Genomic DNA, 25,557 nt, shown 5'->3' with positions numbered 1-25,557 from the left:
ATGAGCGAATCGAACGAAACCGGTCTGCACGCCCGCGCGCGTGCCCTGCGCGAGCGCCTTGGCGATCATGTCGCTCCGGCCGGCCTCTATGAGCAACTGAAACAGCGTCCCTTCGCCGGCAGCGTGCGTTGCAGCGTTTCGCGACTCGAAGCGGGCAGCTGGGCCGAAGTCGTGCTCGACTACGAAGTCGGCTCGTCAGGCATTGCCGATGGCGGGTGGCTGAAGGCCACGTTCAAGTTTTACTCGGACTGGGCGCTCTTCCAGACAAGCGACCCCACCGCGGCGAACTACATCAGCGCCGAGTATCATGCGGCGCCGCTCGTGCCGGGCCAGAGTCCCGCCACGGTGCAGGCGCTCAATGTGCGCTTCGACCAGAAAGGCCACGAGCGGCCGTACCAGAAAGCCGTGATCGTCGATGTCGTCGACGGGTATCTGAACGCAGGCGACCGCATCGTGATCCGTCTTGGTGATCGCCGACGGGGGCCCGGCACGCGCATCCAGACGTTTTCCGAAGACGATTTCCGCTTCCGGCTCTACGTCGATCCGCTGGGCACGTCGCGCTTCGTTGCAGTGCCTGGCGACATCGCCATCGACATCCATGCGGGCGATCCAACGGACGTGCTGCTCAACGGGCCGCGCTTCGTGCGTCCTGGCGAGGCTGCGCCGTTTCGCCTTGCGTTGCAGGATCGTTGGGGCAATGCCTGCCGCGACCTGGGCGCGAACGCGAAGGCGCGGCCGGTGGTCGCCGATTTGACCGCCAACGTCATCGCCAACGTGATCGCCCGCGACGCAGAAGGCACAACGGTCTATCAGCGCGAGCATGCATTCCCCACGCAGGGATTTGCGACGCTCGCGCTCGACGACCTGCCAACGGACCGGGGCACGCTGTACATCGTCGCAGACGTGCCCGCGCGGCCGGAAATTCGCGCAGCCGTTGCGTGGCTCACGGTCGACGCCACACTGCCCTCCCCGCGCGCACTCTATGCCGATCTTCACGTCCATGCGCACGACACGGTCGGCACCAACAGTCCCGCATACAACGCGCAGTACGCGCGCGATATTGGTGGAATCGACATCCTGGGTTATACAGCGAACGACTTCCAGATCACGGATGCGAACTGGCAACTGGGCGTCGAGGCCGTCGATCAGTTTAACGAACCGGACCACTTCGTCGTCTATCCCGTGCAGGAGTGGTGTGGCAGTTCGACGGCGGGTGGCGACCACAACGTCGTATTTCTCGGCGACGAACGTCCCGGCTTTCCGTACAACGCGCGCGGCGAGCACAACCGCACACTCGTGTGGAACGAGGACATGAAAGGCAACGCGGTCGAACTCGGCCGCTGGCCCGTCGAGGAACTGTGGGATGCCTACGCCGACGACGCCGAACACCACCTCGTCATGCCGCACGTTGGCGGGCGGCGCTACATTCCGGACTGGCACCATCCGAAGCTTGAGCGGCTCGTCGAAATCGCTTCGACGTGGGGCCACTTCGGCTGGCTCTACCAGGACGTCATCGCACGGGGCTACCAGCTCGGCGTGGCTGCGAGCGGCGACGAACATCGCGGACGTCCCGGCGGCGGCGCGCCCGGCGTGCAGGTATTCGGCGTGCATGGTGGTCTGACGGGCGTGCTCGCCGATGCACTCGACCGGCATACGGTCGGCCAGGCCTTACGCTCACGCCGCACGTGGGCGACAACAGGCGAACACAGCGCGCTGCTCGTGCGCAGCGGCGATCACTGGCAAGGCGACGCGTTCACGCAGCGCGGTCCGGCCACGCTCGATTACCGCCTGCTCGGACGCGCCGGCTGGGAATACGTCGCCGCCTATGACCACAATGGCCTGATATGGGAGCGGAACCTGCATGAGGAACTCGGCTATGCTGAGCGTCTGATCCGCGTGCGCTGGGGTGGTGCGCGCATTCGGGATCGGTATCGCTGGGCGGCGTGGCGTGGCCGCATCCGAATTCTCAACGGCACGATTCACAACTTCGGTTCTCACGGCTTCGAACACGTCGAGGAATCCGCGTGGCGCACAGGCGCAACGGACATCGAATTCAGTAGCGACACGTACGGCGACGCGGACAGCATCGAGATCGACGTGAGCAATCTGGCCGCGGCCACCATCGTGATCGAAGGCACCATCGACGGCTTCGTGAAGGTCGGCGATCCGCTCGCGGGCAATCCGTTCGCGCATGTGCCGGCGTTTCGCTTCGAGGTCAGCGGCGCGGAACTGCTTGCGCGGGGCAGCGCAACACATGCGCTCGGCGCCACGGAACTGTTCGTCGCGGTCGAGCGACTGACCGACAGGCCGTTGCCGGTCGATCTGGCGGGCAGTGTCGAGGTTGCCGCGCAGAACGCGCCGTTTGGCTTTCGTCCGGTGTACTTCTTCGGGCGACAGCGTGACGACAGCAAGGTGTGGTCGTCGGCCCAGTTCATTACTTTTGAATAGGTTCGCCGCGGGCGCAGGTGAACAGCGCTCGCAGCGACCGGCTCCGGTTTGAATCCGCCATCTAGTTGTGAATCAGGAACCGGTCGCGGTTCCTGACGTCCTTGATCCAGTTCGGCGCGCGCCCTCTGCCGGACCAGGTGGCGCCGCTTGCCGGATCACGGTATTTCGCAGGCAGCGCACCGCCTGAACCTCTCGGCCTGCCGCGGCGACGCCCAAAGATGTCCTGAGGTGTATATCCGAAATAGCCCACCTTCGCACGGATATCGGCAAGGACGGCGTCGAACTCTTCCTGACGGACTGCTGCTGCCTGATTCTCCAGCTCGGCGATCTGCGCTTTCAGTTCGCTGTACGTTGCCACGAAGCGTCTCCCGCATATGGAAATCATTGGGTCATGATAGTGACTTTCGTACGTCGCTGATCCGAACTGGGACGACGGTCGCCGGGCATTGCGTCAGGCTGGTGTCGGTGGATTTTTTTGCAGATAGAGGTGCCTCGCGACTCCATCCACAATGGCGGACGCTCGGGCGTCGTGAATCACGATGGAGAGGAGCAAAGCCGGTGCCGCCTACCGCGGTATGCAGATTCATGGAAAGCCAGATGCTTCACGCGCAGCCTCAGCAAGTCAGTATGACTCCCATTCGGCGAGGCTGGCCGCCGTGGGGAAGTTTGCGCGGGTTAGCATGGCTGCCAGAGCCGCATTGAGTGGCGACGGAACCGCCACTCAACGGTGTATTCCGCCGCGGAGGCCAGCATGGAAGACGATAGCACGTTGTATGTGGGGCTTGATGTCCACAAGGACTCGATCACGGTTGCCTATGCGATCGGCATGGGCACCGTCGAACTGTTCGGCAAGGTGGGCGCCATGCAGATTGATGTCGACCGGCTCTGCAAGCGACTGCAGCAGAAGGCACGGCACATCTGCTTTGTCTATGAAGCGGGCCCATGCGGATACGGCCTGTATCGAAGGCTGGTCGATAAAGGCTTCGACTGCATGGTCTGCGCACCATCGCTCACCCCACGCAGGCCGGGTGATCGTGTCAAGACGGACCACCGTGAAGCGATCAAGTTGGTGCGCTCCTTGCGCGCCGGCGACTTGTCGGCGGTACATGTACCAACAGTTGAAGACGAAGCGTTCCGCGACCTGACCCGCGCCTGGTCGGCGGCTCGAGAAGACCTGAAGGCAGCACGCTGCAGGCTCAAATCGTTTCTGCTTGCCCACGGCGTCCATTATCTCGGCCGTCCCAACTGGGGACCGACACACCGACGCTGGTTAAGTACGTTCTCATGCGACAGCGCCTGGCAGCAACTGGCGTTCAACGAACATCGGCGCACGATTGAAGACCGGCTCGCGCAATGCGAGCGGCTGGAACTGGCATTGCGCGAAGCGGTAACTAACTGGCGGTTTTATCCAGTCGTACTTGCCCTGCAGGCCATGCGCGGAATCAACTTTACGTCGGCGATCGGACTGGTTTCGGAGCTGGGCGACCTCGCGCGCTTCGAACATCCGCGGCAGTTGATGGCGTGGATTGGCGTGACGCCTTCAGAACATTCATCAAGTGGGAAACGACGGCAAGGCAGCATTACGAAGACCGGCAACAGCTACGCACGTAAGCTGCTGGTGGAATCTGCCTGGAGCTACCGGCATCCCGCCCGAACAGGCGCTGCTGATCTCTACTTCCGAACTGGGCGCTTTTTCACTTGCGCCGTGACTTTACCTGGCCTCGACGTACGGTCTGACAGGTCAGTCCCATGCTGCACGTCGATTTTTGCCGCCGACAGGCGTTCGTGGTTCGAAGTGGCGATTGACGGTTAGTTGCATCTGGTACTCATGATTCCCGGTGCTGTTTGCCCGGGAGTCCCACCTGACCAGGAAGCTTCGCCGCGCGGCACACAGTCTTGCGCGGACGCACCGTTCCGATGAGTTCGTCCGCTGCGCAGCGTCGGGCGAACTCATCGGAGTGATAGAGGACCGCCGGAACCATCACACTGGGCGGCCGCTTTCGTCTGGACCCGCCACCGAACTCGCTGACCCGGTCATGCAAATTAAATCGGGTGGGCGCTCTTGATCCCGGGGTGACGATCTCAATATGACGTGTCAAATCCAGATCAACCGCCTACCGGACATGCCCAACAAGAAGAACTCTCGATCCACGCGTCGGCCAGTTGCCGGAACGCACGCAAAGTCGCTCTATCTCCCGATGCCCCGCCACGAAGCCTCGGATCTCGCACTGCGTGCACGGATCGCGCTTGAGCGTCTGCGCAATGGTGAGGCGGACCGCTCCCTCGTCAATCTTGTCTCGCAGGTGGCTATCATCACGAGCTTCATCAGCCGGGCGGGACACGGGCAGCTCGATATCGCGGAGATCGAAAGTGTTGAGCGTGGCCTCGGAGAGGTACTTAGCGAGGCCGATCACACCGGAGGTGGCATGTGTCTGAATCGTTGGTCGCGGGACTCACGAACGTGATTAACGAGTACGACCGCCAGCTCTGCGCGACCCGGATGGAGATCGTTGTCCGGGCGAGTGATCACCTTGGAAAACTTGTTGCTCTGGCTGCGAGAGACACGCACACCAACGACAGTCAACTCCAGGTTGCACGGTAACTTCACATCGGATCGCGTGCCGGAATCACGGATCGGTCAGGGCGACATGCATGAAAGCTCGCCGGACAAGTGAATACGCACGGGCGAGAGAAGGTCGCGTGCAAACGTCATACGGTTGGTATTCGCCAGCCCGATGGTAACCAGCCCCCATAGATGGAGACCAAACCCCAGCGCGTGCGTCGCGAAGGTTTGTGGATCGCGAGCAGCACACCCTGCAATTACCTGCGAAAGCGCGCAAGCGCTCACAACAGACAATCCAGTAACGCTCAATGCAACGAAGACAGGTGCATCCCGCGCTACACTGCGTCCACATCCCTGCTTAGTCCTGCGCGCGATAAATTGTGCGGCTGACAACCACGTCCCCAAAGAAAAAAAACCACATGGAAATCCGCGTCGCTTACGAACACAGCCTGGCGTCCGCGCCGGAAGAATACATCGTTCTGGTGCCCTCGCAGCTCGTGACCGATATTCCCGCGAACGTGCCGCGCGCGCTGTTGCCGGAGTTCATCACCGGCCTGATCGTCGAACGCTCCCCGACAATCGGAAAGATTCGCAATCTCATGATTCTCTAGCAGATGGTGATCCCGCGGTGACACCTGCCTGACGAACGGCGTTGTTGCGCGGCCTCGAAAAAACTCAGAAAAGGCTTGGTTGCCTGATATCGCGCGCTGGAGGCAGTGACGGTTTCTGGCGTCGTGCGCCTGCGCGTCGGCGAGCGAGACGACGTACGTGGGCAACCAGAACGAAATGCGCGTCCGCAAAGCTGAGCGTGAGCCTGAACTGCGTCAGCCCATCCGGTCCGATACCGGGCTGCGCCCGCAGCGAAGCATGCATGTCGAGCCGACGAGCACGGTCCACGAGCTGTGCACGGCTCATACCCGGCCACGCGAGCGAGATCAGCCGACTGACCACCGAAGGAATCGACTCCGGTGGACAATCAGCCGGCAACGCTAGAGAAACAAGCTCGAAACGGTGTGCCATCGGGTTGAAGGCGTACGGTTCTGTGTCCGTGCTTCCTCATGTACATACGTGGCGTCGCCCAGACGGAGGCGATGCACAAGGGGTCCTGAGTGATCAGTCGTAGCGGGACGCCAAAGCACTGCGTTCGGCATCTTGCTCCGCCAGCTACGACTGGATCGCCCGTTCCCCGTTACGCCGCGGCGACTTCAGGCGTCGCTGTAGTCTCAACTGCGGCCGGTGCCTTTTTGGCTGCAACCTTGCGCGGCGCCGAAGCCTTTTTCGCGGGTGCTGCAGCCTTGCGTCCACGCACACCCTTTGCGGGAACAGCCGCTGCCCGGCCAGCCTTTTTCGTCGCGACCGTCGTCTTCGCTGCCTTTTTAGCCACGACACGTTTCGCGGCAACTTTCTTCGCAGGAGCAGCCTTCTTCGCGGGAGCAGCCTTGACGCCGGCGACCTTTGCCGTTGCACCGGCTTCGATCAGGAATTTCGAACGATCCTTGACATCGCGAATCCAGAGCGGTGCAAGTCCTCGGCCCGACCAGGTCGCGCCCGTTTTCGGATCCGCGTATTTCGGCGCAACGTGATGCACGGCCGCCCGCGGGGATTTTGCTGCTGCCTTCGCACCCGTAGCCGGCTTGCGACCGCGCCGTTTAGCGACAAAGCCTTCAATATCGGCAACAGTCAGTCCGTGCTTGTGCATCAGTTCACGGATTTTGGTCAGGCCCACCGACGACTGCTTTTCGGCAATCGCTACTGCCTGCTTCTGGAGTTTTGCAATTTTCGAGTTGATTGCGTCCAAGGTAACCATGTCTATTCCTCCCTGTGGGGTTTACCGTCCATGCGATCCTGGAACTTCCCTGGCTTATTTCCCAGGCACTTCGAAGTTCGGTCTGCCCGTCAGAATTGACGCCATCGTCGCGGTCGTGATTATGACTTCATCAGTACGCTCGTGCAAATTTATCGCACGGTGCGCAGCGATTTAAATTGTCACTGGAGATTAAAATTGAGCTGCGTCCGGTGTTGCCGGCGGGTACTACAACGCTCCTTTTCCGTTCGAATGCTACCTTGCAGCAAAACACTCAATTCTCAATTGTCCAGACATGTACGCACGAATCATCGATCCTGTGAGCGAAGCTCCTCTTCTTTCCACAGGATGAATCGTTCACGCTACAAAAGATGACGTAAGGTGCGCAAGCAAACCTGGCGTCGCTTGCGGATTGATTTATACTGGGTTCACACCGGTCGCCAGTCGCGACACCTGCCGTGTGCCGTTCCCAGCAAAACGATTAAAAGTGCTCCACCCTCTTCGCGCCTGCAGCATGGGCAGCGTTGGGTCGCGTCGTATCCTGGCGGCACGCGATTTGCAATTACCTGCTCAACAACAGATTGTTGCGCGGAGAGTACACCGAATGGATGAAAGAAAGCGCGAAAGCATCGTTGCCTATCTACGGCGGCGGATGGCTGAATTTGGAATCAAACCGGAAGACATCGCCACGTCAATTGCGGCAGATCAGGAGCGGTTGCGGGCAGTGCGTTTCCGCGACGCCTCTGGCAATTCATGGGACGGCAAAGGCGCTCCGCCACAATGGGTGGTCCAGGCGACCAGCGCCGGACAGTCTCTTGAGCATTTTGCAATTGATTCGGCATCGACCCAGGAACCTGGCAAACGCGCCGGTGCCGACTGGCGCAACGACCCGTTTGCCGGCACCAGACTGGCGAAAATCAAAACAGAGGGCGTTGGCGCCTGAGAGCTGGACCGGAACCAGCTAGAATCCAGCGTCAGGAATCACCCTCGTTGCCCCATCGGTTCGGACGTTTACGCGATTTCATTCCTGGCAGATGAGGGGCGCAAATACTGTTACAGGGTGAAAGGCTGCGCCCCATTTCTGGACGCAAGAAGTTGGAATTCCGGAGTCCGACCAAGTTAAGGGCAACGATTGAATCATGAAAACATCAGGAAAGCCTTGCGCATCATGTCCCTGGCGTCGCGCTGCGGGTGCAGGAGATATTCCAAACTTCGATCTCGCTCTGGCAGAGAAGCTGGCCGATACGTGCCCTGATGACCGCGGCATGGGGCCCGATTTTGGAGCCAGCATGTTTGCGTGCCATCAATCCAGGGAAGGAGAGGAATTCGCGTGCGCGGGATGGTTGGCGAAAGTCGGACACCACCATCCCGCAGTGCGCCTGGCAGTGGTCTCTGGTCGACTTGATTCGGCGGCACTGGAGCCTGGCGTAGACTGGCCAGAACTGCATGACAGCTATCGGGAAGTGCTGGACAAGCTGCGTGCAACGTCGAATTCTGGAGACGAGGCCAAAGGAGATGAGTCTGCAGTGAAAATCGGGTGATCCAACCGCCTGCCCCGGTGATGAACATCATCTTGCCCGCTACGCGAATGGGCTCCAGTAAGTCGGCCACGCTTACGTATCACCCAGGATAGCCCGAATTCTCGGATCGTATGGCACTTTCAGCACTTCCGCGACAATCGCCGAGCCTGCTCCGGGCTGGGCGGGATTAAACAGATAGTTGTACGAATGAGGGAGGATGGCGCTTGGCATCTTAAGGAGCAGTTCCTGCCCGGCTGCCAGCCATTCGCTACCGGCGGCCTGCGTCCAGTCCGCGTTCTCACGCCAGTCATCCGGGATAACGTTTGCCGTGAGTTCCGCGATCGCGGCGCCCTCCGCAATTTCCACGCGAAGCAGTTGATAGTTATCAGGCAACGCCTGCGGAGACCCGAATTCGTGGTGCACCATGGTCTCAAGCAGCGCAAGCGCGGGATTTTCCGCCAGATAGACGACGGGTTGCCCCCGGTAATGCCACCGGCCAGACGCCCTCAACCCGCCGATGCCGCGAAGGTCCGCGTAATTACTGATCCTCCAGAATTCCATCAGGCGAAGTATCCCTCGTCGATCTGAACCAGTGCATCCTCGACAAGCCGTGCACCGTGTTCAGTTGCGGCCATCTCGAGCGGCGTTTTCCCGGCGAATCGATCTTTGCTGCCGCGAAGCCAGTTCATGGCTTTTTCCGGATTTCCAAAGACCGTCTCCGCCTGTGCAACGATCCTTGCAAGGCGGATGGCCTTGTCCGACTCGTCAGTCGAGAGCCGCTCACCATTCTGGCGACGATGTGAGAGCGTTCGACGCGGAATGATGAAGAGCAGCTCTTCAGCCTTGAGGCCGTGCTCGCCCAGGCGGTCGAGCACCTCTACGCCGACGCGCTCGGTCGCGAGCGCAGCAAGGTCATTCCCGGACCGGATGTGCGCCTGGAGCAGGTTTCCCAGCAGCGAAAACTCGGTATGTCGCGGGTTGCCCCGTCCAGTGGGACGATATTCAACGGTAGCCATGGACCCTCCAAGCAAAATGCCCAATCAATACGGGCATTTTGCCACAGATTGAGCTTGCCTGTTGTGCAGTCTGCGCGGCACCGATCGCGGGCGACCGCTGACTTACGGCAAATCCGCTCTCCGCAGCCCGGCACAGCCGACCGGCGCCTCCGACGTGACTTTCCAGGATAGAGCAGCTACGATAGCTGTATATTTATACAGTATTTTATGGAGGCACCATGGCGCTGTCACTACTGGACGTCGAGGCAATCCATCCCGATCTGTTCCGGTCGAGCGCCCCGCCTGCCTGATCGGCATTCAAGCGTGCCGTCTACTGCCTGGCCACGACCCCATTGCCAGGACGCCGCTCGCGAGATATTCAGGATACCTTTCGATATGAGGCGTAGCGCACATGGATGCGTTGTACGACAATCTTCCCACCATGAAATGGGACGAACAGCACGCCGACCTGGACGATGGATATGAGGGAGCGCGACGAACTCCGTTTCAACCACAAGCCACTCCACAGCTTTCTTATGCTGCCTTGAGCGGGTGCTCTTTCAGGTAGGTTTTTAGCGCGTCATTCATGCGCGTCTGCCAGCCTGCGCCGGTCGCACGAAACGCCTCCAGAACCTCTGCGTCATAGCGCATCGTGACCTGCTCTTTCGGATTCTCCTTCGGCGGGCGGCCCATGCGCTTTTGCATGACTTCAGCGAATGGACGCGCGCTGGCGAAATCCGCAGCCGTCCATTCCGGGTTGTCCGGATCGGACTCGATTCCGCGCTGGATTGCCGCTTCCTCTGCGGCGGTGTTGCGTGTCAGCTTAGCTTTGCTCATAAGCTTCAATCTCCGTGTTACTCGCCTTGCGCAGGCTGATGATGCGCATGGTTTCGTCGCGGGGCGTGAAAACCACGCTATACAGCCTGCCCCCTAACAGGGCGATGCCCCTGTACCGATCCTCTCCGTACTCGTGCCGAATGTCCTGGACCACCAGCATCCCACCCCAGTCGAGCCGCGCAGCCTCGGCGAGTGATACGCCGTGCTTTTCCTGGTTCGACGCGTCCTTCGCAAGGTCAAATGTGATTCGCATGCAACTTATTGTAGTGTCGAAAAATAGGAGCACGCAAGGACTTTCTGGAGTTACAGAAAGTGCGTCCTGGCGCAAGATCGCAGTTCAGCATGATTTGAATACAAAGCAGTCACGCACCGACTGACCGCGTGACTTTTGCGAGCAGACCCGACACGATTACTGTATATATATACAGGTATTCTTTGGGGGCACCATGGCGCTGCCGCTACTGAACGTCGAGACGATACACCCGGATCTGTGTGGCGAGCCTCGCAACTGGCTTCGGCGCACGGCCGCACGGTGACGAGCGGACACGAGGCGCTCGACGCGGAGTTGCCGGGCCGATCGAGCATCAGAGGGTTGGCTTACCGTCCTCGGAGGGCTTCGGCCAATCCTGTGCCGGTCGATCGGATTGCGCCTGTGGCAGTGGATCGGCGGGCGGACAGGCGCCAGACGTGCCGAGCGTGTCCTGCACCCGCTGGCCGACGCGAGCGTGGCGATACTGATCCATCGCCCGGTTCAGTTGCTCGTCGCTGAACTGCACGCGCAGCCCGGCGTCCACGGCCACCCTCGCGGCCGCCATCTGGTGCGCGTCGTCGCCAGTCAGTTCGAGCGTGCGGCCGAACTTGCCCTGCGCGAGCCGCAGCCCGGTTTCGATGGCGGACCGCTCCGCCTGCAGCACCTGAACGCTTGTGCCACGATCACGAACAATGTCGCGGCCGTCATGCCGGTAGGTAACGTCGCCACGTTCGTTAACCGACCAGGATAGGCCCGGCGAGCGGAAAATGATCGCATTGTATTCGTCCTGCGCGTGCTGCCGTGGCGTGTTCGGCCGGATCACGTTGAACGCCTCGCCGCCGATCTCGGCATCGACCTTGACCGCGCCCGATACACGCTCCGGGCCCGCAGTGCGTCGCAACTCCTCGAGCGCGCGCTCATCGCCCTCTTCCGCCCGCGTGCGCAGCCAGCCGGAAAAGCTCGGGCCGCCTGCGGCTCCGAATTTTTCCTTGAGTGCCGCCCGCTCGCGTGAGATCGACTCCCGCAGCGCGTCGTCGCGGCCCAGCTGCCCGGCGCGTGCGAGTGACGTCGCCGCTCGTCGACCAGCCGGTGTGAGCCGCACATCCTGCCGGATTTCCGCGCGCCTGGTGTCGAACGCTGCGCGGATCTCAGCGCGGCGCCACTGTTCATTTGCGCGCTGTGTGAGCCACGCGTCGCTACGAGCCACGACATGCGCTTCGCGCGCGACCGAGTATTCGCGCCAAAGTGCCGCGCGTGGCAGCTCGCGCGGAGCCGGAACCGGCTCACCGGCCTGCTGTCGCTCATACACTGCGCGTAGCAATGGTGCGGCTTCACGCCACGACAGATTCAGTTCTTTAGTCAGGAAGTCCGACACGTTGAGGTTGCGCGAGCCCGCGCGGATACGATCGGCGCCGTCGCGGCCCGTCGTGACCGCATATTTCGCGGGCCGCACGCCATGGGTGTGCGACAGTTCGGCAAGCAGGCGACTGGCATCGAGACCCTGGCGAATCTCACGAAACTCAGTGTGCTGACTACCTGATTCATCGCGCTGCCGAAGCTCGCGCGCGAGTTGCGAGACCACGTTGTCCGAGACGCGGCCCGTGTGTCGCGGTGTGGCATACGTGGCGTCGTCGGCGCGAGAGCGGCGCGACCGGTACGCTGGAGCATCAACCGCGAATGCGTCCGGCGTCCGCAGGATTGGCCGGCTTGCCTCGAACTCGAACGACGCGTCGATCGAGTCGAACCGGTCTGGAAACGCGTCTCGCCGGTTGCCGGAAAACCAGCCTGGCGGCGACGTGCCGGATGGTGTCCATGCCGGATGCGACCGCATCATTGGCAGGCTGTCGAACGGATCGCCGAACGCATAGTGCCTCTCAAGCGCACGGTGGTACGCGTCCAGCCCGTCGACTGGGGGGGCTGCGTGCCCTACTCGTTGCGCTGCAGGCTCTCCATCGCGATCTGCAGCCCGTCGCAGGCCGTGCGCGGATACGGCGCCGTCTGGCTCCAGCTGGTGAAACGCATGATGCGGCAATAGCACTGCAGATCGATGTCTGATGCCGTCCACAGGGCGGCCGGGCACGTTTCGCACAGAGTTGAAGGGTTCGGGCGCCGGGTACGCCCCACCTGGGATAAGGTCAAACTCGGCATCGAGCCCGCCGTATCCATCGTCGAAGGGTTCGGACGTGTCGTGTTCTGATTCGCGCGCGCCTGGCCCGTCGACGACGTCGGGCGGCTGGGCGCCGAATTCAAATGCGCGTCCGCTTCGTTGAAGGTGTCCTGCGAAGCCGGGTAGGGAGTCGTCTGCTCGTTCATGATGTACCTTCAGATGTTGTGCGTAGAAGCCGCGTTCGAGATCTGCAAGCATCAGTTCGCGGTCGTGGGGCGAGGATTCCTGGTAACGCTGGTACTGACGGCTACCGCTGTTGAGATACTTCACTTCGCGCGCGCGGGTGGTGTACCACTCATCGAGCACTGCCGCTATATGCGCTGGTGTGCGTCTGGGCGCAACGCCAGCCTCATAACAGTCGGCCGCATCTGCCGACAGCGCCTGCAGCTTTTCGGCGGTCGGCAGTGCGATGAATTCAGGCGTGAATACGTATTCCTTGAGGTTCACGCCCTTGTCGGCGCCAGCCGGCTTCACATTCAGGTAGGCGCTGTCGAGACCGGTATTGCGCATGCGCACGGCACCGTGCTCGTGCAGCAGCGCCATGAAATCCGCATGGGTCTCGATCTGGCGATCCAGCACCGCGTCGAGAATCTGTTCCTTCAGCTCGCGACTGTTGGAACGGAACAGGTCGCCACGGTAGCGGCTGATCATTTCCGATGCGTCGGTCAGCAGCGTGCGCCGGTTGTCTTTCGGACTCGCAAGGCCATACCGCGCGTTGACATGCTCCTGGAACGCGTCGATGAAGCTCAGGTTGGAGCGCACGTAGCCGAGCGGTTCCAGGTGCCTTTCAGCCAGCAGGTTCCAGCGCGGAATGACGATATGGATGTGTGGCTTGCGCTCAACCAGTTCGCCAGTCCGCTGGTCCACATAGCTCTTGATCCGGGGCAGGTGTGCCTCGGCATAGAAGCTGTATTCGTCCGGGCGGTAGGCGTGCAGCGCGAACGCCTCGAACTCCCGCACGATCTGAAACATCGTTTCCCGAGTGACGTGATCCTCCTTGAAGGAGAGCGTGATGGACAGGTAACGTTCGACACCGGGTGCGGCATTGATCGACTGGATCACTGCGTCGGTCAGGTCGAGATCACCGGCGAGCACCACACGTTCGTCAAGGTCATCGCGATCCAGGTCGCGGCCAACCTTGCGGCCTTCCTCGAGGTACTGCTTCACGCCGTCGTGACGGCCGTCCACTCTAATCAACACGATGGAGATGGGCCTTCAGCAGTTGCGTGATCAACTCCAGCTCGTCGACCAGGGCGACAAACGTGGATTCGGATAGCTGGCCAGCCACGCGCGCCGTATTCGCCACGTGGACCAGCTGGTTCAGGTTGTTGCCGGTCTTGTTGATCACGTACATGATCCGTTGTCGCTCAATGGTCGCGGGTGGGCGCGCGACGATCTGCGTGCGGTTCGTCAGGATGCATTCGCGCAAAAAAACAGACGGACTCATGCCGGAGCGTGCGACCTTTTCATTGAAGACCTGCCACTGGTCGTCGGTGAGCCGCGTGCTGACAGGCCTGCCAAGGGCCTTCTGCGCTTTTTTGCGACCACGGCGCCTGGCTTGCGCCACAACATTGAGATCGTCTGCGCTCATCGCATGTTTTCCGTTACCAGAGAGACATCGGGCGGCGAACTGCCGCCACCGGCGTGCAAGAGTCAGGGGCCGTACTGGGTTCGCCCGTATTGCGAATTGACTGGCCCCTTCACGTCACTCCCGGCCGACTGGCACTGGTTCAGGAAATCGCCTCGCGCGTTGGCCGTGCCGCCCTCATCGAAGTGACCGTGGTGAAAGCGGACGATGGAAAAGTAGCCCGCCTCGTATTCGGCGCATGTCTTGCCGCCATTGCCACCCATGATCAAACCGGCAAGACAGAGCACCGCGCCACACGCATCCTGGTTATCATCGGCGTGCGACGACGGCGTGGCGAGCGCACAGACCAGTGCCGCGCTGCACAGCGCGGCCGCAATCGACCGTCGTTTCATTGCGTTCATGATCTAAGGTTCCCCTCCATGAGATGCGGTGGTTTTCGGCTAGGTGAGCGTGTGTGCCAGACGGGCAACGACCCAGATGAGCGCGGCGCCCGCGCAGAACGCAATGCCCATGAAGGCGACGAGCGATCCGGTTGCTGCAACTGCCGGATTCGTGGGCACGACGCGACCACGCGATTCAACGGCAGCCCGCAGCCGCGCCAGTTCGTCCACGACATCCGCTGTTGCCGCACGTCGCGCCTGGTCAGCCGCCTTCGCGGCTACCTCGCCGATGAACGCCTGGCGCGATTGCGTGAGCAGCTTCGTCAGTTGCGTGTTCTCCTCGCGCAGCGCCTGCACCGTCGCGGTCAGTTTCTGGTCAGTGGACTCCATCAGCGCGACAACATGGTGTTGCGCATCCACGACCTTCATCTGCTCGATCAGGATCTCCGCGAGCACGGCCAGCTCGTTCGACGCCGGCATCGTGGCGATCACCCGGCCCAGGCGCTCAGACGCTCGCCCGGCGTGATCCGGCTGCGGCGTCGGCTCGTTCATGCATCGACCCCTTCCATCAGTGCGGTAAACGCCTGGTCCATCAACGGCTTGATCGACAGCGCCTTGCGCTTGAGGCCAACCAGCCTCACGAGACGGTCCTTCTCAGAGGCGCTCGCAGCGTCGATCAGTTGCGCCTTGTAGTCCACCCCGTCTGTCGCAATATCGTGGATCGTACGACCGGCGGCCGCCGCAAGCGTAAACACGTCGTTCTTTGGGATCAGCGCATCCTGATTCAGTTCGAAAGTCCGCTCCCTCTCATGCAGTTCGAACAGTTGCCCGAAGTGCCGGCGCAGCGTTACCTCGCGGTCCTCGCTCCTGACCAGATCGACCTTGTTGAGCAGCACACGGATGCGCCCAGGCTCGACGCCGAGATCCGCGAGCATGTTGATCGTCTTCATGGAGTCCTTCATCTGCTTGCTCTCCGGTTCGACCGGCACAACGAAGCACGCGTAATCCTCCTGTGCCCCTTTGGCACCATTGAGGCGGTTGAGATACTCCTCGACGTTCGATGCACCGATATCGACCAGCAGATCACGGCCGCGCATCAGCTCGTCATGCAGTTCGTCAAAGCGCGCGGCAATCATCACCTCGACCTTCGGGCCGGCCGAGTCATCCGTATTGATTGACTCAATCTGGCGTACCGACATGGACGGCAGCCTTGGCGCGAGCAGTTCGCGGGTCACGGTAGTTTTGCCGACGTTGCCTGAGCAGTTCACGATAGCCATACTCATTTCGAAATCCTCATCAATATTTGGAGTGCCGCCACTTACATCATTTTCGGTGCCATGCCGCCTGTCTGCGCTTGCGCAGGCAGCGGGATGTTCGACGGGCCCTGGGCAGGCGCGGCCTTCGGTGCCGTCCACGCCGCATGCAGCTCGGCCGCGCGCCTGTCGATCTCGGCCGGGCCGGCGTCACGACCCAGTTCGCCGCGTGCAATCCGGGCCTCGATCTCCGTGCCCGCCTGCATGCGAGCATCGAACCGGCGAATCACCTCGGCACGCATGCGCGCGGGTGCCCGCTCAAGTGACTTTTCGAGGACTTCGCGCAACTGCGCGACGGTTTTGAGTGCTTCAGGCGTGGGCGCTGCCGCCATGTCCGCAGCAGGCGAGAAACGCGCTGCGCTGGCCGCCGCTTCCGGTTTTGGGTTTGACGGCGCGGCCGCTGGATTCTCCTTCGCCGGGTTCGTCTTCTGCGCGACATCCGGCGTCGGCGACGTTCCGGCCTTGATCGTCAGCGCCGCACGTTCACGCTTCACGGCCTCGAGCAATGCCTCGTCGCTCTCGGCGGGCCTGAAGCCCTTTACATCCACACCCGCGAGGGACGCTTCGATCCACGCGTTGCGGCGGAACGTTTCGCTGCCGCGCACCACGATCGAATCCCAGTTCTTGGCCTTCGCTACTGCCATCATGTCGGCAATCGTTGAGCGATCGTTCTGCCGGGAGTACAGGCGTGCCCCGACATCCTCGAAGTGCGGCTGCGTGGTCGCTGTCGGATCCCGCTGCGCGCCCGACGTACCCAACCCGGCCTCCATGCCATCGAGCTTCCAGAACCGGCCATCCTTCACCATGTAGCGCGCCGCGATATGGGCGGGCACGTCGTAGCCGTCTTTCGTCACGACCGGCTTGCGTGAGGCAGGATCGACGCCGATCTGGTTGTCGCTGCTGTCGGCGATACCCGCAACGCCAGCCTCGTGCGCGTCTGCCGCTGCACCGGCGTCGCCCGCGTGCAGCCCTGGCATCGGCTTGCCCTGTTCGCGAAGCAACCGCTCGGCGGCCACTCGCTCGCCCTCGCGCACCGTGCGCACGCGCTCCAGATCCTGAGTCGACACGGAGTCAAACGCCGGGCGCTCCGGATCGTTCGCCGGATTTCTTGCGTCCGTTTCATTCTGCGCGGGCGTCTGCGTGCGCCCGATCTGCGTGTCGATCATGCCCGACACCGCCGGTGTGTCCATCGACGTATCGTTCGCAGCGCGGCCGGGCTGAACAACGGGTTCGTTCGCCGCCGCCGCGTCGACAGTCGGGCGAGCGACGTCCTCGTTGCCGGGCACGGCATTTCCTGTGATGCCACGGCGGCGCATTGCGTCGTTGATTGCCGCTGCATCGCCGACGTCGGCAAAGGTCACCAAATCGCCATCCGTCTTGACGTCCGGCTGCGCCTGCGAGGCTGGAGATTGCGCCAGTGATGCATCGACCTGCCTGTCGAGTGCTTCGCGCACGTAGGTCACGAACGGCTCGCGGGCGGCCGGCGACAGAAACGCAAGCTCTTGATCAAGTGCGGCGGCAACTTCAGGCGCGGTCTTGCCTTTCCCGAACTCCTCCCTGATACGCCCCGTCATCCCCCGAAAGTCGGCCAGGTCTTTCGCCACCATCGACCAGTCCGTTCTGTCCTCCTGCTCACTACCGGTCGCGGGCATCGTCGCCACCGGTTCGAACGCTTCGGCGATGTCCGCGAAGGTGGCAATGCCGTCGCTGCGCTCTGGCTCGCGATGGCGATGCCGGTTTTGCGGCGCGACGCTTGCCCCGTCAACCGGAAGCGCGTCGTCCACCGGGTCGGAATCCGTCACGTCGCGCGCAGGCGTGCGCTCGTCGATTTCCATCGGACTCAAGCCCGCTTCATCGCGAAGTTTGGCCAGCGCTTTGGCTGCCCGTGGCGGCAGGGTCTCCGCCGCAAAACCAGTGCGGTTGCGGATCTGCTCGCCAATCGCGCGCTCGCCATCAACAGCGTTGCCGGACTTGCGCCACGCTTCACGATGGATCGACTCCAGCCGCTGCTCAAGTGCAAGCGTATGGTTGACCTCGTTGCCACGCAGCGTGACCGCTGTCGTAATCGACTGGATCATTTCGCGAAAGCGCCGGCCGAGCGCCGCGTCGTCGAGCTTCGGCTGTGCAGCCTGCTGGCCAACGCGCGCGCCCCGTCCATACAGATGCTGCCGGTCGGCGAAATACTGGTGCCGCGCGTGGACACCGGCTTCCCGCACTCCGTCAATCATCTCGAACGCAGAGGCACCCTGCGCGCGCAACCGGTCCCGTGCCTCCAGTCCCGCCCTTTCCGCGGCGGCCTGAAGGGAGTCCCGCACGAAGGCGCGGGACTCATCGAGCGGTTGACCCATTAGCTCGCTCAGCCGCACGGCTTCCCGCTCGATGTCGGCTTCACTGCCGAACAGCGTCTGCGGCTGCCCGCGCACTGCTCCGGGTGCCTGCCCTGCCTGCGGCTCTTGCGTCGGCATCCACCGCGCAAAGGGCGCCACGTTAGTGCCGCGCGGCACGTACCATTTTTTCGATCGCCGGTCGAACCTGGCGCCCAGATCGTGCGCCGCGTCCTTCTCCCTGAACGGGACGTCCAGATACGTCCGTTTGCCTTTCGGCCTGTTCGGGTCAGCCATGTGATACCTCCTTTGCCTCGTTGTCCGCCGGCGCGACAGACGCGAGCGCCGGTTCAATCCGGTCCTGGACAGCGTCATCCCCGCCTGCCACGTGGAAATCGATGCGGATGCCCGCGAGCATTTCGCGCACGTCCTCGCGCATCGCGACGCCAAGCTCGGCCAGGTCAGCCTCGAAGCCCGCGAGCGCCATGCCGGTCGCGAGTGGCCCGGGCGCGCGTTGGTCGAGCACGAGAAGCTCGGCCGCGGTCAGCGGCTTCGCACCGGCCTGACGTGCAAGTCGGATTTCGCCAGCGGCCCTCGCGGACAGCGCCGCGTGATACGTCTCCGGGTTGTGCGTCGGGATGCCGTTCGCTCGCAGCTCACCGGCACGCCAGGCCGCCTTGATTTCGTCTTCGGTGGGCAGGCGCTTGTTGATTGCAGCGAGCATCGGACTGACCGAGCGCATGCGGTCGATGAACAGGTCATCCTCGTAATAGGTCGCCTTCTCGCACAGGATCGGACGCTGGAAACCAAGCACGATTTCCTGGTCCTGCTCCATGCGCTTCAGTTCCTGATCGAGCATCAACGCGCGGCCCTGATCCGACGTGTTCGTGCCGGTCGACGTGTTGCGGCCGTGATTACGGCTTTTCGAGGTTGCCTTCTCGGTGAACGTCCCCAGCGTCTCGGACAGTTCCTTTGCATCCTGCTGGTTGCCAGGCGCGTACGCCACCAGCACTGCGTGGTTGGTGATCAGCGTGCGCGCCCCGGCCGGCCCGTACAGATCGTTCGGCTCCAGCTGCGCCTTCGACTGCAGGATCGTGAGCAGGCGAATCCAGTAGCCCGCGATGAACGCGTTGCCCTTGTCGAGTACCTCGATGCGACCGAGCGCGGTAAATTCGTCCCCCACGCCAAGACACTGATATTTGATGGCCGGATCGTCGCCCGGCAGCACGTCGAGGTTGTCCTCGATCCACTGCGTGTAGAACAGGTTGCCGAGCAGGCTCGCGACGGCAAGCTCACGCACCGGCAGCACAACGTAGATCGACATCAGCTCGCGCCGCACGCGGTCGAGCTCGAAGTCGCATGCGCTCGTCGCCTGGTCGACGATCGGGTTGCTGAACAGGCGCAGACCGGCGTTAAACGTCGCAACAATGTTCAGCATCGTCTCGTCGGGCGAGGCCAGCACGCGCGAGAGCGCGCCCAGGCAATCGCCCGACAGCGGCACCCCCTTCTGCGGCTCGTGCTGCATCAGATCCGAAAGGTGCTCACGCACTTTCTTGTCGGGCGTGGTCGCGAGCCGCAACACCTGTCCGAACGTACAGTCACCCGTCATCTCCATCAGGTAGAGCGCGAAGCCCATGAACAGGTCACTCGCCTGCTCATAGAAGAACTTGTTGCGACCGTCGGTCGTGTGATACAGGCGCGCTGCAATCGCCTGCAGGCGACCGACCCGCACGAAGGATGCACTCTTCGCAATCCTGAAAAGCGGATTCCAGCGGTGCGTGTAGCCAGTGTGATCAAATGGCGCCCAGCGAAACACCTGCTGGCCGCAGGCCTGCCGGTACCGCGACGTCAGGTCGTAGTTCTCTCCCTTCACATCGAGTACGACCACCGAATCCGGAAAGGTGAGCAGATTCGGGATCACAATGGCTGCACCTTTGCGTGAACGCGTTCGCGCAGCAACCATCACGAACTCCGTTCCGCGGAACGTCAGGTACTTGCCCTTGTACCGCCCTACGATGATCGACGGGTCGCGGTGATCGCTCTTGCGGCCGCCCCTGTTTCGACCGCGCCCGTTAGCCTCATCGAGCAGGCCGTACCGCCGAACCTCGTAGCTGTAGGCGAAGCGGGCATCGCCATGCAGTTCGCGCTTCGGCTTCATGACCAGCGCCGCGACGATCGCCGCTACCGGCACAAGCGGCACGATGACCGATGCCGCTGTCGCCATCTGCAGCGAGCGTTTCACCGCCTTCACGTCGCCAAAGGCGCGCCAGTAGTCGTGCAGCGTCCACAGCCCGATTGCGGAGTCCGGCAACTTTTCCAGCTTCGCAAACAGCATCGCGCCGACGTACTGGCCGGCCGCAGCGAGACCGATCAGAACCACCAGTGCAAGCAGACCGGCCGCGATGACCCGGTCGGCAAGCGTCGCGGTTTTTAGCAGCACGGCGCTCGCACACACGCCCCACAACGCGCACGTCACGACGACGAGAGCAATCACGGCCCCCATTTCGACAGGATCGCTGATCGCGTCGAGATGAAGCAGACGGCCGGCGGCGAAAACGACTGCGCCGGACACAATGCCAAGCAGGCCGCCAACAAGGAGACGGGCTTTCATGCTGACGCTCCCGCTGCCGCGTGCGTCTGCCGCTCAAGGGGTTCCCGGCCGGTGTGCCTGCCACTGTCACCAATGGCGGAATCGTTCGATCGCAATCTCATGCATCACCTCGCAGCAGCCTGTTTTTACTGACCGGATCGAACCAGATTTCTGTCAGGTCCCGGTTCTCCATAAACAGCACCACGTCGACCGTCATGCGGATCTCGCGCATCAGGTAATCGAACGGGAGCGTCTGGCCGACCGGGCTTTGCTTGACCAGCGTGGCGATGCGCGTGAGCGTCGCGATCGAGTCGTTCGCGTGCACCGTCGTCAACCCGCCCTGGTGTCCGGTGTTGAGCAGCGTCAGGTAGTCCCAGGTTTCGTCGCCGCGCAACTCCGCAAGCAGCACGCGATCGCATTTCATGCGCAACGTCGCCTTCACCAGGCGTCGCGCTGGAACCGCCTCGCTGTAGAAGAGGTGAACGTGATTTCGATGCAGTGGCAACGGCAGCTCGTGGGTATCCTCGATCGTCGCCAGACGCGCCTCGCGCGGAATGATCGGGATCAGGTCCGCCAGCGCCTTCATCAGCGTGGTCTTGCCGGAGCCCGTGCCGCCCACGAGCACGATGTTCAGCCGGTTCAGGATGGCCAGCCTCAGAAACCGCACGACATCGCGCTGCGCGAGCGCGTCGAGCATCTCATGCTGGAAGCGCGCCAGGCCATAGGCGCCCAGCGCCCGGGACGGATTGAACACCGCAGTGGCACGACTGACGTCCATGCCCTCTGAGCCTGCCCGTGCCGCCGCAGCGTCGATCTCGCCCGGCGTCATTGCGCTACTACCGCCGGGTCCGCCCCGGACCACATCACGGAACCTGGCGAACCGCCCGGCATCCGACCACTGCTGTACCGAAAGGCGCGTTGAATTCGGCACGCGAATCGTCAGCGACACAGTGCCCGGCTCGCACGCCGGTGGAATCACGATCTGGCCGCGCTCCCCGTCGGGCAGGCGCACCGGCTTCTCCGGCTCGGCCGCCGATAGCGGCGGCTTCGCCTTGTTGTAGATGGCCAGAGCCGGTGCAAACTGGTTCAGCATTTCCAGCGACGCATTCGGAAGATCATGGCGCTGCCAGCCGTCGAGCGTTTCGGTCCAGCCTTCATACGGACGGTTAATCGCAAACTCGGTGACGCCGGGCATCGCCAGCATTGCGGCGATGCCGAGTGTCTTGAGGTGACTGCGTACCGTAAGACTGTCGTCGTATTGCATACTCATAAGCACCTCGAATTAAATGAATCAAGGCGTCGCCAGTTCGTACACGTCGGAGAAGTCCACATCGCGCGCAACGAAGATCGTCGTCATCGACCCGTACTGCGAATACGCGGTCGGCGGCACGTTGATGGTGTTGCGCAGTGCTTCGGCCGCTACCTCACCACCGGCATTCGTGGTGTTGTTAAACTGGATGCCGCTACTGCCCGAGTTCGCGGCCAGTGTCGACAGCGCCTGACCGGCATCGCTGATCAGGCTGACCATCATGGCGCCGCCAAACCGCGTCCAGAAGTGGTTGTCGACGTAGGCCGGCAGGCCACTGCCGCCGAGCGCATCGGCCGCCGGCGAATCGAGTTGCACCTTTACGCCATCAGGCGTCGTCAGCCGCGTCCAGATCACGAAGATCCGCGCCTGACCCTGCATCAGCGCCTGCCGCTGCTCGCCCACGACCTCGGAGCCACGCTCGACCAGCAGCACCTTGCCGTTCGCCGAGTACACATCTTTCGCCACGTGGCAGGTGGTCATGCCCGGGTAGTCGGTCACGATCTCCGCACCCTGCACGCACGGGATCGTCGTCCCCGCAATCAGCAGGAAGTCTCGCGACGGCATCAGTTCCGCCTTCACCGTTTCCAGCTTCGATGGCTGCAGCTTGCTGTCCAGTCCATCCTTCGCGAATCCGGCATGCGAACCGGTCAACCCGGGCGTGCCACCAGGGGCTGCCGCGTCGGTCGTCCTCTCATCCTTTGATGTGAGCAGCACGTCGCCATCGAGCTTGAGTTGCGCCGGCGTCTCGGCGGCGCTGGCCGGCGTCGCTGCAGCGGCGCCGTTTCCATTCACTGCACTGGCTGCGTTCGCATGCGCAGGTGTAGCAAGCGCCGCGCTTGCTACAGCCGCTTCCGACGCCATCGCCGCTTCCTCTGCCCGCTGCTTTTCGATCTTTGCCTTGTCGCGCGCAAAGTCGTGCCGGTCATCTGACGGCTTGTCCTTTGCCGCTTCCGCCCTTGCCGCCTCGGACTCGGCGTGATGCTGCGCCGACCACCGTTTGATCGCGACACCCACTGCGATCGCACCGAACAGCAGGACCAGCACCATCCCAATGACGATCGGTAACATCCGGAGCGGGCTCTTGCGCTTCGTGCGGCCAACACCCGGCACCCCGCGCTCGCCTATGCCGGCGGGCTCGACCGGTGTCGGGTTCGCCGGGTTCGGACCGCTCAGATTGATATCGTCACTCACCGCCCGCCTCCTTTTGCTTCACGAGCCGCACCGTGCCCGGAATCGTCGTGCCTGTCGGGTTCAGCTGGCCGTCTGGCCGGTATGCATTGTTGCGAATGCCGAGTACGGCGTCCCCCAGGCGCAGGTTGAAGCGCTGCGCCGTGTCGTGCACCACCAGCACGGGGCCGCGCACGTCATCAGGATTGACGAGCGCTTCCTTGCCGTCCCCGTACACGCGATAGATCTGCGGCAGGTCGCGGCTCGTACTGAACTCGAAGTAGGTAAAGCGGCCGTCATCCCACAGCGCCGTTGGCGCGAGTGTCGTATCACCATGCATGTCGTAATTGAAGTTGCCCACGCCAGACGCGCTGACGGTCTGCGCCAGCAGTGCCCGCGCTTCGGCCGAGCGCACCGCGGCCGCCGCCGACGCCTTTGCACGCGTGTCCGGATAATCGAAGGTCAGCGACCAGACTGCTTCCTCGTGCCTCCTGACCGGGACCAGCTTGAGCACATAGCGACGTCTGTTCGTGAGCAGAATCAGGTTGGTGGCCGCCTGCGGTGCCTTCGGCTTGAAGAAGAAGCCGTTGCCGGCTGGGCCAGCCGTCCATGCCTTGCCGTCGCCCATGCCGCCGCCGTCGATCTTTTCGCCTTTCTCGAAGACGAGGACAGTCGCCTCGCCCGGGCGATAGGCGATCCGGTACGTCTCATTCGGGTCATACACGGCGCACGCAATGTGCCGGTCGCTGCCGCATGCACCGGGCACGACTTCGGCGACAGCCGGTAGCCACATGCCGAATAGCGCGGCAGCGATCGACGCTGCAGTAAGCGCTTTCGGGAACCGGATGGTCATGGATTGGCCCCTCCGGCCGGTGCACTCAACGACATACTCGACGGTGCCGACTGGGACGATGTGGCCGCGGACGGCATCGGTGTCGCGCCGTCTGCGGTGCTGCGCGTCCAGTCGCGGTCAACCGAGTAGCTGGTGACACGAAAGCCCGTTGGATTGAGCTCCTGTTCGTCGCTGCGGGTCGGCAGATCGCCTATCTCGTAGGTGATCGTCGCGACCCAGTATTCGGTTTTAGGCGGCGGTGACGTCGAGCCGCCCTGCGACGGCAGCGAAAGCATCGTCTTCGAGAAGAACACCTGTGCGGTGGATCCGACGAACGTAATTGCACCTGGGCGCACAATCACGCGATATTTGTCGGTGAGCACGTTTTGCGGCGAGTTCTTGCGGTTGTAGAGCGCCGCGTACAACGCCTGCTCGCGTGGTGAGTTCATCAGCGTCACGGTGTCGTACGCGTCCTGGATCGTGTACCAGTCGTACTTCTCACGTAGCTTCACATACGTGCGCAGTGCTGCCCGCACCTCGAGTTCACCGAACGTCACGGATCCACTGTGCGCGACATCAATCACCTGCACGTCGCCGGTCGCGGTGTTATCCTTAATAATCACGGGTGGTGACGGTCTCTTTAGTTGTACTAAGGCTGACGAGCCAAGAATAGAGATAAGTGCGATGAACATGGCCCCGCCCGCAACGCGCCATGCAATCTTCGTCATGTTTTCCTGCAGCTGCTGCCGGGACTTCTCGAACGAGAGCGCTTCCCTGAAATACATCCGCGCCATCTCGCGCGGCTCGGCGTCGGCGAGTTTTGCCGCAATGTGCTGCAGCGCGGCCGCGCAATTGCCGTCGACGGCAACCGCGACTGGCTCAGCCTGCACCCGCGCCGGCTTCCATGGCATCCATTTCATGGCGCACTCCCCTGTGTCGCATGGTTGACAGGCATCCACGGCCCCTCAGGTTGGGTCGGCTTTGGCGCCGACGAGCACGCAGCAAGCAGCGCGGCGCCGAAAAGCACGACGACTAATTTCACGTCAATCTCCGATCGGGGTGTAGTGTCCGCCGTCGCTGGCTGCTCCGACGGACGGCGCATCATTTACTTCGAGCGTTCAAACTCGGCACCGGGAACAACAAGATGTCCAGTTGCCTTGTCGATCGTGATGACGTACGGAACCCCACCACTTACAACCATCTTTCCGTCCTGCGCTACTGCTGGTTCCCGCACGATTTTCCATTTATCCGCTTCGCCATCGGCACCGAGATTGGGAACCTTGTGTGAAACGTAGAAGTCGTCTCCATCACCATTCCGAGCAATGTTCACTTCGAACCAGCCGTTCTGGCTGACGCGTTTCCATGTGCCCACAAATTCGTTGCCGTCATGCTTACCGCAACCGAATTGTGTCAATGAAACAATGACCACAACTGCCGCAGTCATAAACCGGATGGCCCTCATCGATTCCT

Annotated in this window: 23 protein-coding genes and 1 pseudogene; 6 read left to right on the top strand and 18 right to left on the bottom strand. The window is 62.4% G+C overall.

Going from position 1 to position 25,557, the window contains the following annotated elements; genetic code table 11:
- Positions 1–2,448, top strand: a complete 2,448-nt coding sequence (locus ACOJB8_RS35305) for a hypothetical protein (RefSeq protein WP_475016812.1) — start codon at positions 1–3, stop codon at positions 2,446–2,448.
- Between the two features lie 61 nt (positions 2,449–2,509).
- On the opposite strand, the gene ACOJB8_RS35300 is transcribed toward ACOJB8_RS35305, so the two are convergent.
- Positions 2,510–2,806, bottom strand: coding sequence for an H-NS histone family protein (locus tag ACOJB8_RS35300; RefSeq protein ID WP_342925325.1), 297 nt, complete (start codon positions 2,804–2,806; stop codon positions 2,510–2,512).
- Between the two features lie 393 nt (positions 2,807–3,199).
- Here ACOJB8_RS35300 and ACOJB8_RS35295 point away from each other — a divergent pair.
- The 3 genes and pseudogenes from ACOJB8_RS35295 to ACOJB8_RS35285 all read left to right on the top strand — a co-directional run.
- Positions 3,200–4,114 (top strand): annotated as a pseudogene (locus tag ACOJB8_RS35295) (IS110 family RNA-guided transposase); the annotation flags it as partial.
- 421 nt (positions 4,115–4,535) lie between these two features.
- Positions 4,536–4,913, top strand: coding sequence for a hypothetical protein (locus ACOJB8_RS35290; protein WP_368619006.1), 378 nt, complete (start codon positions 4,536–4,538; stop codon positions 4,911–4,913).
- A gap of 517 nt (positions 4,914–5,430) precedes the next feature.
- Complete coding sequence (locus ACOJB8_RS35285; RefSeq protein WP_475016809.1) at positions 5,431–5,622, top strand: hypothetical protein; 192 nt, start codon at positions 5,431–5,433, stop codon at positions 5,620–5,622.
- Positions 5,623–6,200: 578 nt separating this feature from the next.
- Here the strand turns inward: ACOJB8_RS35285 and ACOJB8_RS35280 are convergent.
- A complete protein-coding gene (locus tag ACOJB8_RS35280) occupies positions 6,201–6,818 on the bottom strand; it encodes an H-NS histone family protein (RefSeq protein ID WP_069268360.1) in 618 nt (205 codons plus the stop codon).
- A 601-nt stretch (positions 6,819–7,419) separates the two neighbouring features.
- On the opposite strand from ACOJB8_RS35280, the gene ACOJB8_RS35275 reads away from it, so the two are divergent.
- A complete protein-coding gene (locus ACOJB8_RS35275) occupies positions 7,420–7,758 on the top strand; it encodes an H-NS family nucleoid-associated regulatory protein (RefSeq protein ID WP_406954414.1) in 339 nt (112 codons plus the stop codon).
- A gap of 196 nt (positions 7,759–7,954) precedes the next feature.
- Entirely contained in the window at positions 7,955–8,356 is a 402-nt protein-coding gene (locus tag ACOJB8_RS35270) for a DUF6283 family protein (protein WP_141710876.1), read from the top strand.
- Between the two features lie 72 nt (positions 8,357–8,428).
- Here ACOJB8_RS35270 and ACOJB8_RS35265 read toward each other — a convergent pair whose 3' ends face one another.
- From ACOJB8_RS35265 to ACOJB8_RS35190, 16 genes are all read right to left on the bottom strand, one after another.
- Positions 8,429–8,899: an RES family NAD+ phosphorylase gene (locus ACOJB8_RS35265; protein WP_342925294.1), complete on the bottom strand. Its 471-nt coding sequence runs from the start codon at positions 8,897–8,899 to the stop codon at positions 8,429–8,431.
- Positions 8,896–9,351, bottom strand: coding sequence for a type II RES/Xre toxin-antitoxin system antitoxin (parS, locus tag ACOJB8_RS35260; RefSeq protein ID WP_069268362.1), 456 nt, complete (start codon positions 9,349–9,351; stop codon positions 8,896–8,898). The genes ACOJB8_RS35265 and parS overlap by 4 nt, the downstream gene beginning before the upstream one ends.
- 513 nt (positions 9,352–9,864) lie before the next feature.
- Positions 9,865–10,167 carry a BrnA antitoxin family protein gene (locus ACOJB8_RS35255; protein ID WP_069268363.1) on the bottom strand — a complete coding sequence of 101 codons (303 nt, stop codon included), beginning with the start codon at positions 10,165–10,167 and terminating at the stop codon, positions 9,865–9,867.
- Positions 10,154–10,420: a BrnT family toxin gene (locus ACOJB8_RS35250; protein ID WP_475016807.1), complete on the bottom strand. Its 267-nt coding sequence runs from the start codon at positions 10,418–10,420 to the stop codon at positions 10,154–10,156. Before ACOJB8_RS35250 ends, ACOJB8_RS35255 begins: the two co-directional genes overlap by 14 nt.
- Before the next feature lie 331 nt (positions 10,421–10,751).
- Positions 10,752–13,772 (bottom strand): LPD7 domain-containing protein, encoded by a 3,021-nt coding sequence (locus ACOJB8_RS35245; protein WP_475016805.1) that lies wholly within the window; start codon positions 13,770–13,772, stop codon positions 10,752–10,754.
- A 1-nt stretch (position 13,773) separates the two neighbouring features.
- Positions 13,774–14,175 carry a plasmid mobilization protein gene (locus ACOJB8_RS35240; protein ID WP_368605619.1) on the bottom strand — a complete coding sequence of 134 codons (402 nt, stop codon included), beginning with the start codon at positions 14,173–14,175 and terminating at the stop codon, positions 13,774–13,776.
- A gap of 62 nt (positions 14,176–14,237) precedes the next feature.
- Positions 14,238–14,573 carry a killer protein gene (locus ACOJB8_RS35235; RefSeq protein ID WP_256095006.1) on the bottom strand — a complete coding sequence of 112 codons (336 nt, stop codon included), beginning with the start codon at positions 14,571–14,573 and terminating at the stop codon, positions 14,238–14,240.
- 39 nt (positions 14,574–14,612) lie between these two features.
- Positions 14,613–15,104 (bottom strand): hypothetical protein, encoded by a 492-nt coding sequence (locus tag ACOJB8_RS35230; RefSeq protein ID WP_069268367.1) that lies wholly within the window; start codon positions 15,102–15,104, stop codon positions 14,613–14,615.
- On the bottom strand, positions 15,101–15,835 hold the full coding sequence (stbB, locus tag ACOJB8_RS35225) for a StbB family protein (protein WP_475016802.1): 735 nt from the start codon (positions 15,833–15,835) through the stop codon (positions 15,101–15,103). The genes ACOJB8_RS35230 and stbB overlap by 4 nt, the downstream gene beginning before the upstream one ends.
- Before the next feature lie 35 nt (positions 15,836–15,870).
- A complete protein-coding gene (locus ACOJB8_RS35220; RefSeq protein WP_475016801.1) occupies positions 15,871–18,486 on the bottom strand; it encodes a DUF5710 domain-containing protein in 2,616 nt (871 codons plus the stop codon).
- A complete protein-coding gene (locus ACOJB8_RS35215) occupies positions 18,479–20,800 on the bottom strand; it encodes a type IV secretory system conjugative DNA transfer family protein (RefSeq protein ID WP_475016799.1) in 2,322 nt (773 codons plus the stop codon). Before ACOJB8_RS35215 ends, ACOJB8_RS35220 begins: the two co-directional genes overlap by 8 nt.
- A 97-nt stretch (positions 20,801–20,897) precedes the next feature.
- Positions 20,898–22,049 (bottom strand): ATPase, T2SS/T4P/T4SS family, encoded by a 1,152-nt coding sequence (locus ACOJB8_RS35210; protein ID WP_475016798.1) that lies wholly within the window; start codon positions 22,047–22,049, stop codon positions 20,898–20,900.
- A gap of 21 nt (positions 22,050–22,070) precedes the next feature.
- A complete protein-coding gene (gene virB10, locus ACOJB8_RS35205; RefSeq protein WP_475016796.1) occupies positions 22,071–23,279 on the bottom strand; it encodes a type IV secretion system protein VirB10 in 1,209 nt (402 codons plus the stop codon).
- Positions 23,272–24,108, bottom strand: a complete 837-nt coding sequence (locus tag ACOJB8_RS35200; RefSeq protein ID WP_069268372.1) for a TrbG/VirB9 family P-type conjugative transfer protein — start codon at positions 24,106–24,108, stop codon at positions 23,272–23,274. The genes virB10 and ACOJB8_RS35200 overlap by 8 nt, the downstream gene beginning before the upstream one ends.
- On the bottom strand, positions 24,105–25,007 hold the full coding sequence (locus tag ACOJB8_RS35195) for a VirB8 family type IV secretion system protein (protein ID WP_083245603.1): 903 nt from the start codon (positions 25,005–25,007) through the stop codon (positions 24,105–24,107). Before ACOJB8_RS35195 ends, ACOJB8_RS35200 begins: the two co-directional genes overlap by 4 nt.
- 185 nt (positions 25,008–25,192) lie before the next feature.
- Complete coding sequence (locus tag ACOJB8_RS35190; RefSeq protein WP_069268373.1) at positions 25,193–25,549, bottom strand: hypothetical protein; 357 nt, start codon at positions 25,547–25,549, stop codon at positions 25,193–25,195.
- Between the last annotated feature and the right edge of the window lie 8 nt (positions 25,550–25,557).

The sequence above is a fragment of the Paraburkholderia sp. BR10141 genome, from assembly GCF_056155635.1.
This window is presented reverse-complemented; position numbering and strand designations above follow the sequence as displayed.

What these genes read in the sequence shown, in the direction of transcription:
- ACOJB8_RS35305 (WP_475016812.1), top strand. Translation starts at nt 1, where the DNA reads ATGAGCGAATCGAACGAAACCGGTCTGCACGCCCGCGCGCGTGCCCTG.
- ACOJB8_RS35290 (WP_368619006.1), top strand. Translation starts at nt 4,536, where the DNA reads ATGACGTGTCAAATCCAGATCAACCGCCTACCGGACATGCCCAACAAG.
- ACOJB8_RS35285 (WP_475016809.1), top strand. Translation starts at nt 5,431, where the DNA reads ATGGAAATCCGCGTCGCTTACGAACACAGCCTGGCGTCCGCGCCGGAA.
- ACOJB8_RS35280 (WP_069268360.1), bottom strand. Translation starts at nt 6,818, where the DNA reads ATGGTTACCTTGGACGCAATCAACTCGAAAATTGCAAAACTCCAGAAG.
- ACOJB8_RS35275 (WP_406954414.1), top strand. Translation starts at nt 7,420, where the DNA reads ATGGATGAAAGAAAGCGCGAAAGCATCGTTGCCTATCTACGGCGGCGG.
- ACOJB8_RS35270 (WP_141710876.1), top strand. Translation starts at nt 7,955, where the DNA reads ATGAAAACATCAGGAAAGCCTTGCGCATCATGTCCCTGGCGTCGCGCT.
- parS (WP_069268362.1), bottom strand. Translation starts at nt 9,351, where the DNA reads ATGGCTACCGTTGAATATCGTCCCACTGGACGGGGCAACCCGCGACAT.
- ACOJB8_RS35255 (WP_069268363.1), bottom strand. Translation starts at nt 10,167, where the DNA reads ATGAGCAAAGCTAAGCTGACACGCAACACCGCCGCAGAGGAAGCGGCA.
- ACOJB8_RS35250 (WP_475016807.1), bottom strand. Translation starts at nt 10,420, where the DNA reads ATGCGAATCACATTTGACCTTGCGAAGGACGCGTCGAACCAGGAAAAG.
- ACOJB8_RS35240 (WP_368605619.1), bottom strand. Translation starts at nt 14,175, where the DNA reads ATGAGCGCAGACGATCTCAATGTTGTGGCGCAAGCCAGGCGCCGTGGT.
- ACOJB8_RS35235 (WP_256095006.1), bottom strand. Translation starts at nt 14,573, where the DNA reads ATGAACGCAATGAAACGACGGTCGATTGCGGCCGCGCTGTGCAGCGCG.
- ACOJB8_RS35230 (WP_069268367.1), bottom strand. Translation starts at nt 15,104, where the DNA reads ATGAACGAGCCGACGCCGCAGCCGGATCACGCCGGGCGAGCGTCTGAG.
- stbB (WP_475016802.1), bottom strand. Translation starts at nt 15,835, where the DNA reads ATGAGTATGGCTATCGTGAACTGCTCAGGCAACGTCGGCAAAACTACC.
- ACOJB8_RS35220 (WP_475016801.1), bottom strand. Translation starts at nt 18,486, where the DNA reads ATGGCTGACCCGAACAGGCCGAAAGGCAAACGGACGTATCTGGACGTC.
- ACOJB8_RS35215 (WP_475016799.1), bottom strand. Translation starts at nt 20,800, where the DNA reads ATGAAAGCCCGTCTCCTTGTTGGCGGCCTGCTTGGCATTGTGTCCGGC.
- ACOJB8_RS35210 (WP_475016798.1), bottom strand. Translation starts at nt 22,049, where the DNA reads ATGAGTATGCAATACGACGACAGTCTTACGGTACGCAGTCACCTCAAG.
- ACOJB8_RS35200 (WP_069268372.1), bottom strand. Translation starts at nt 24,108, where the DNA reads ATGACCATCCGGTTCCCGAAAGCGCTTACTGCAGCGTCGATCGCTGCC.
- ACOJB8_RS35195 (WP_083245603.1), bottom strand. Translation starts at nt 25,007, where the DNA reads ATGAAATGGATGCCATGGAAGCCGGCGCGGGTGCAGGCTGAGCCAGTC.
- ACOJB8_RS35190 (WP_069268373.1), bottom strand. Translation starts at nt 25,549, where the DNA reads ATGAGGGCCATCCGGTTTATGACTGCGGCAGTTGTGGTCATTGTTTCA.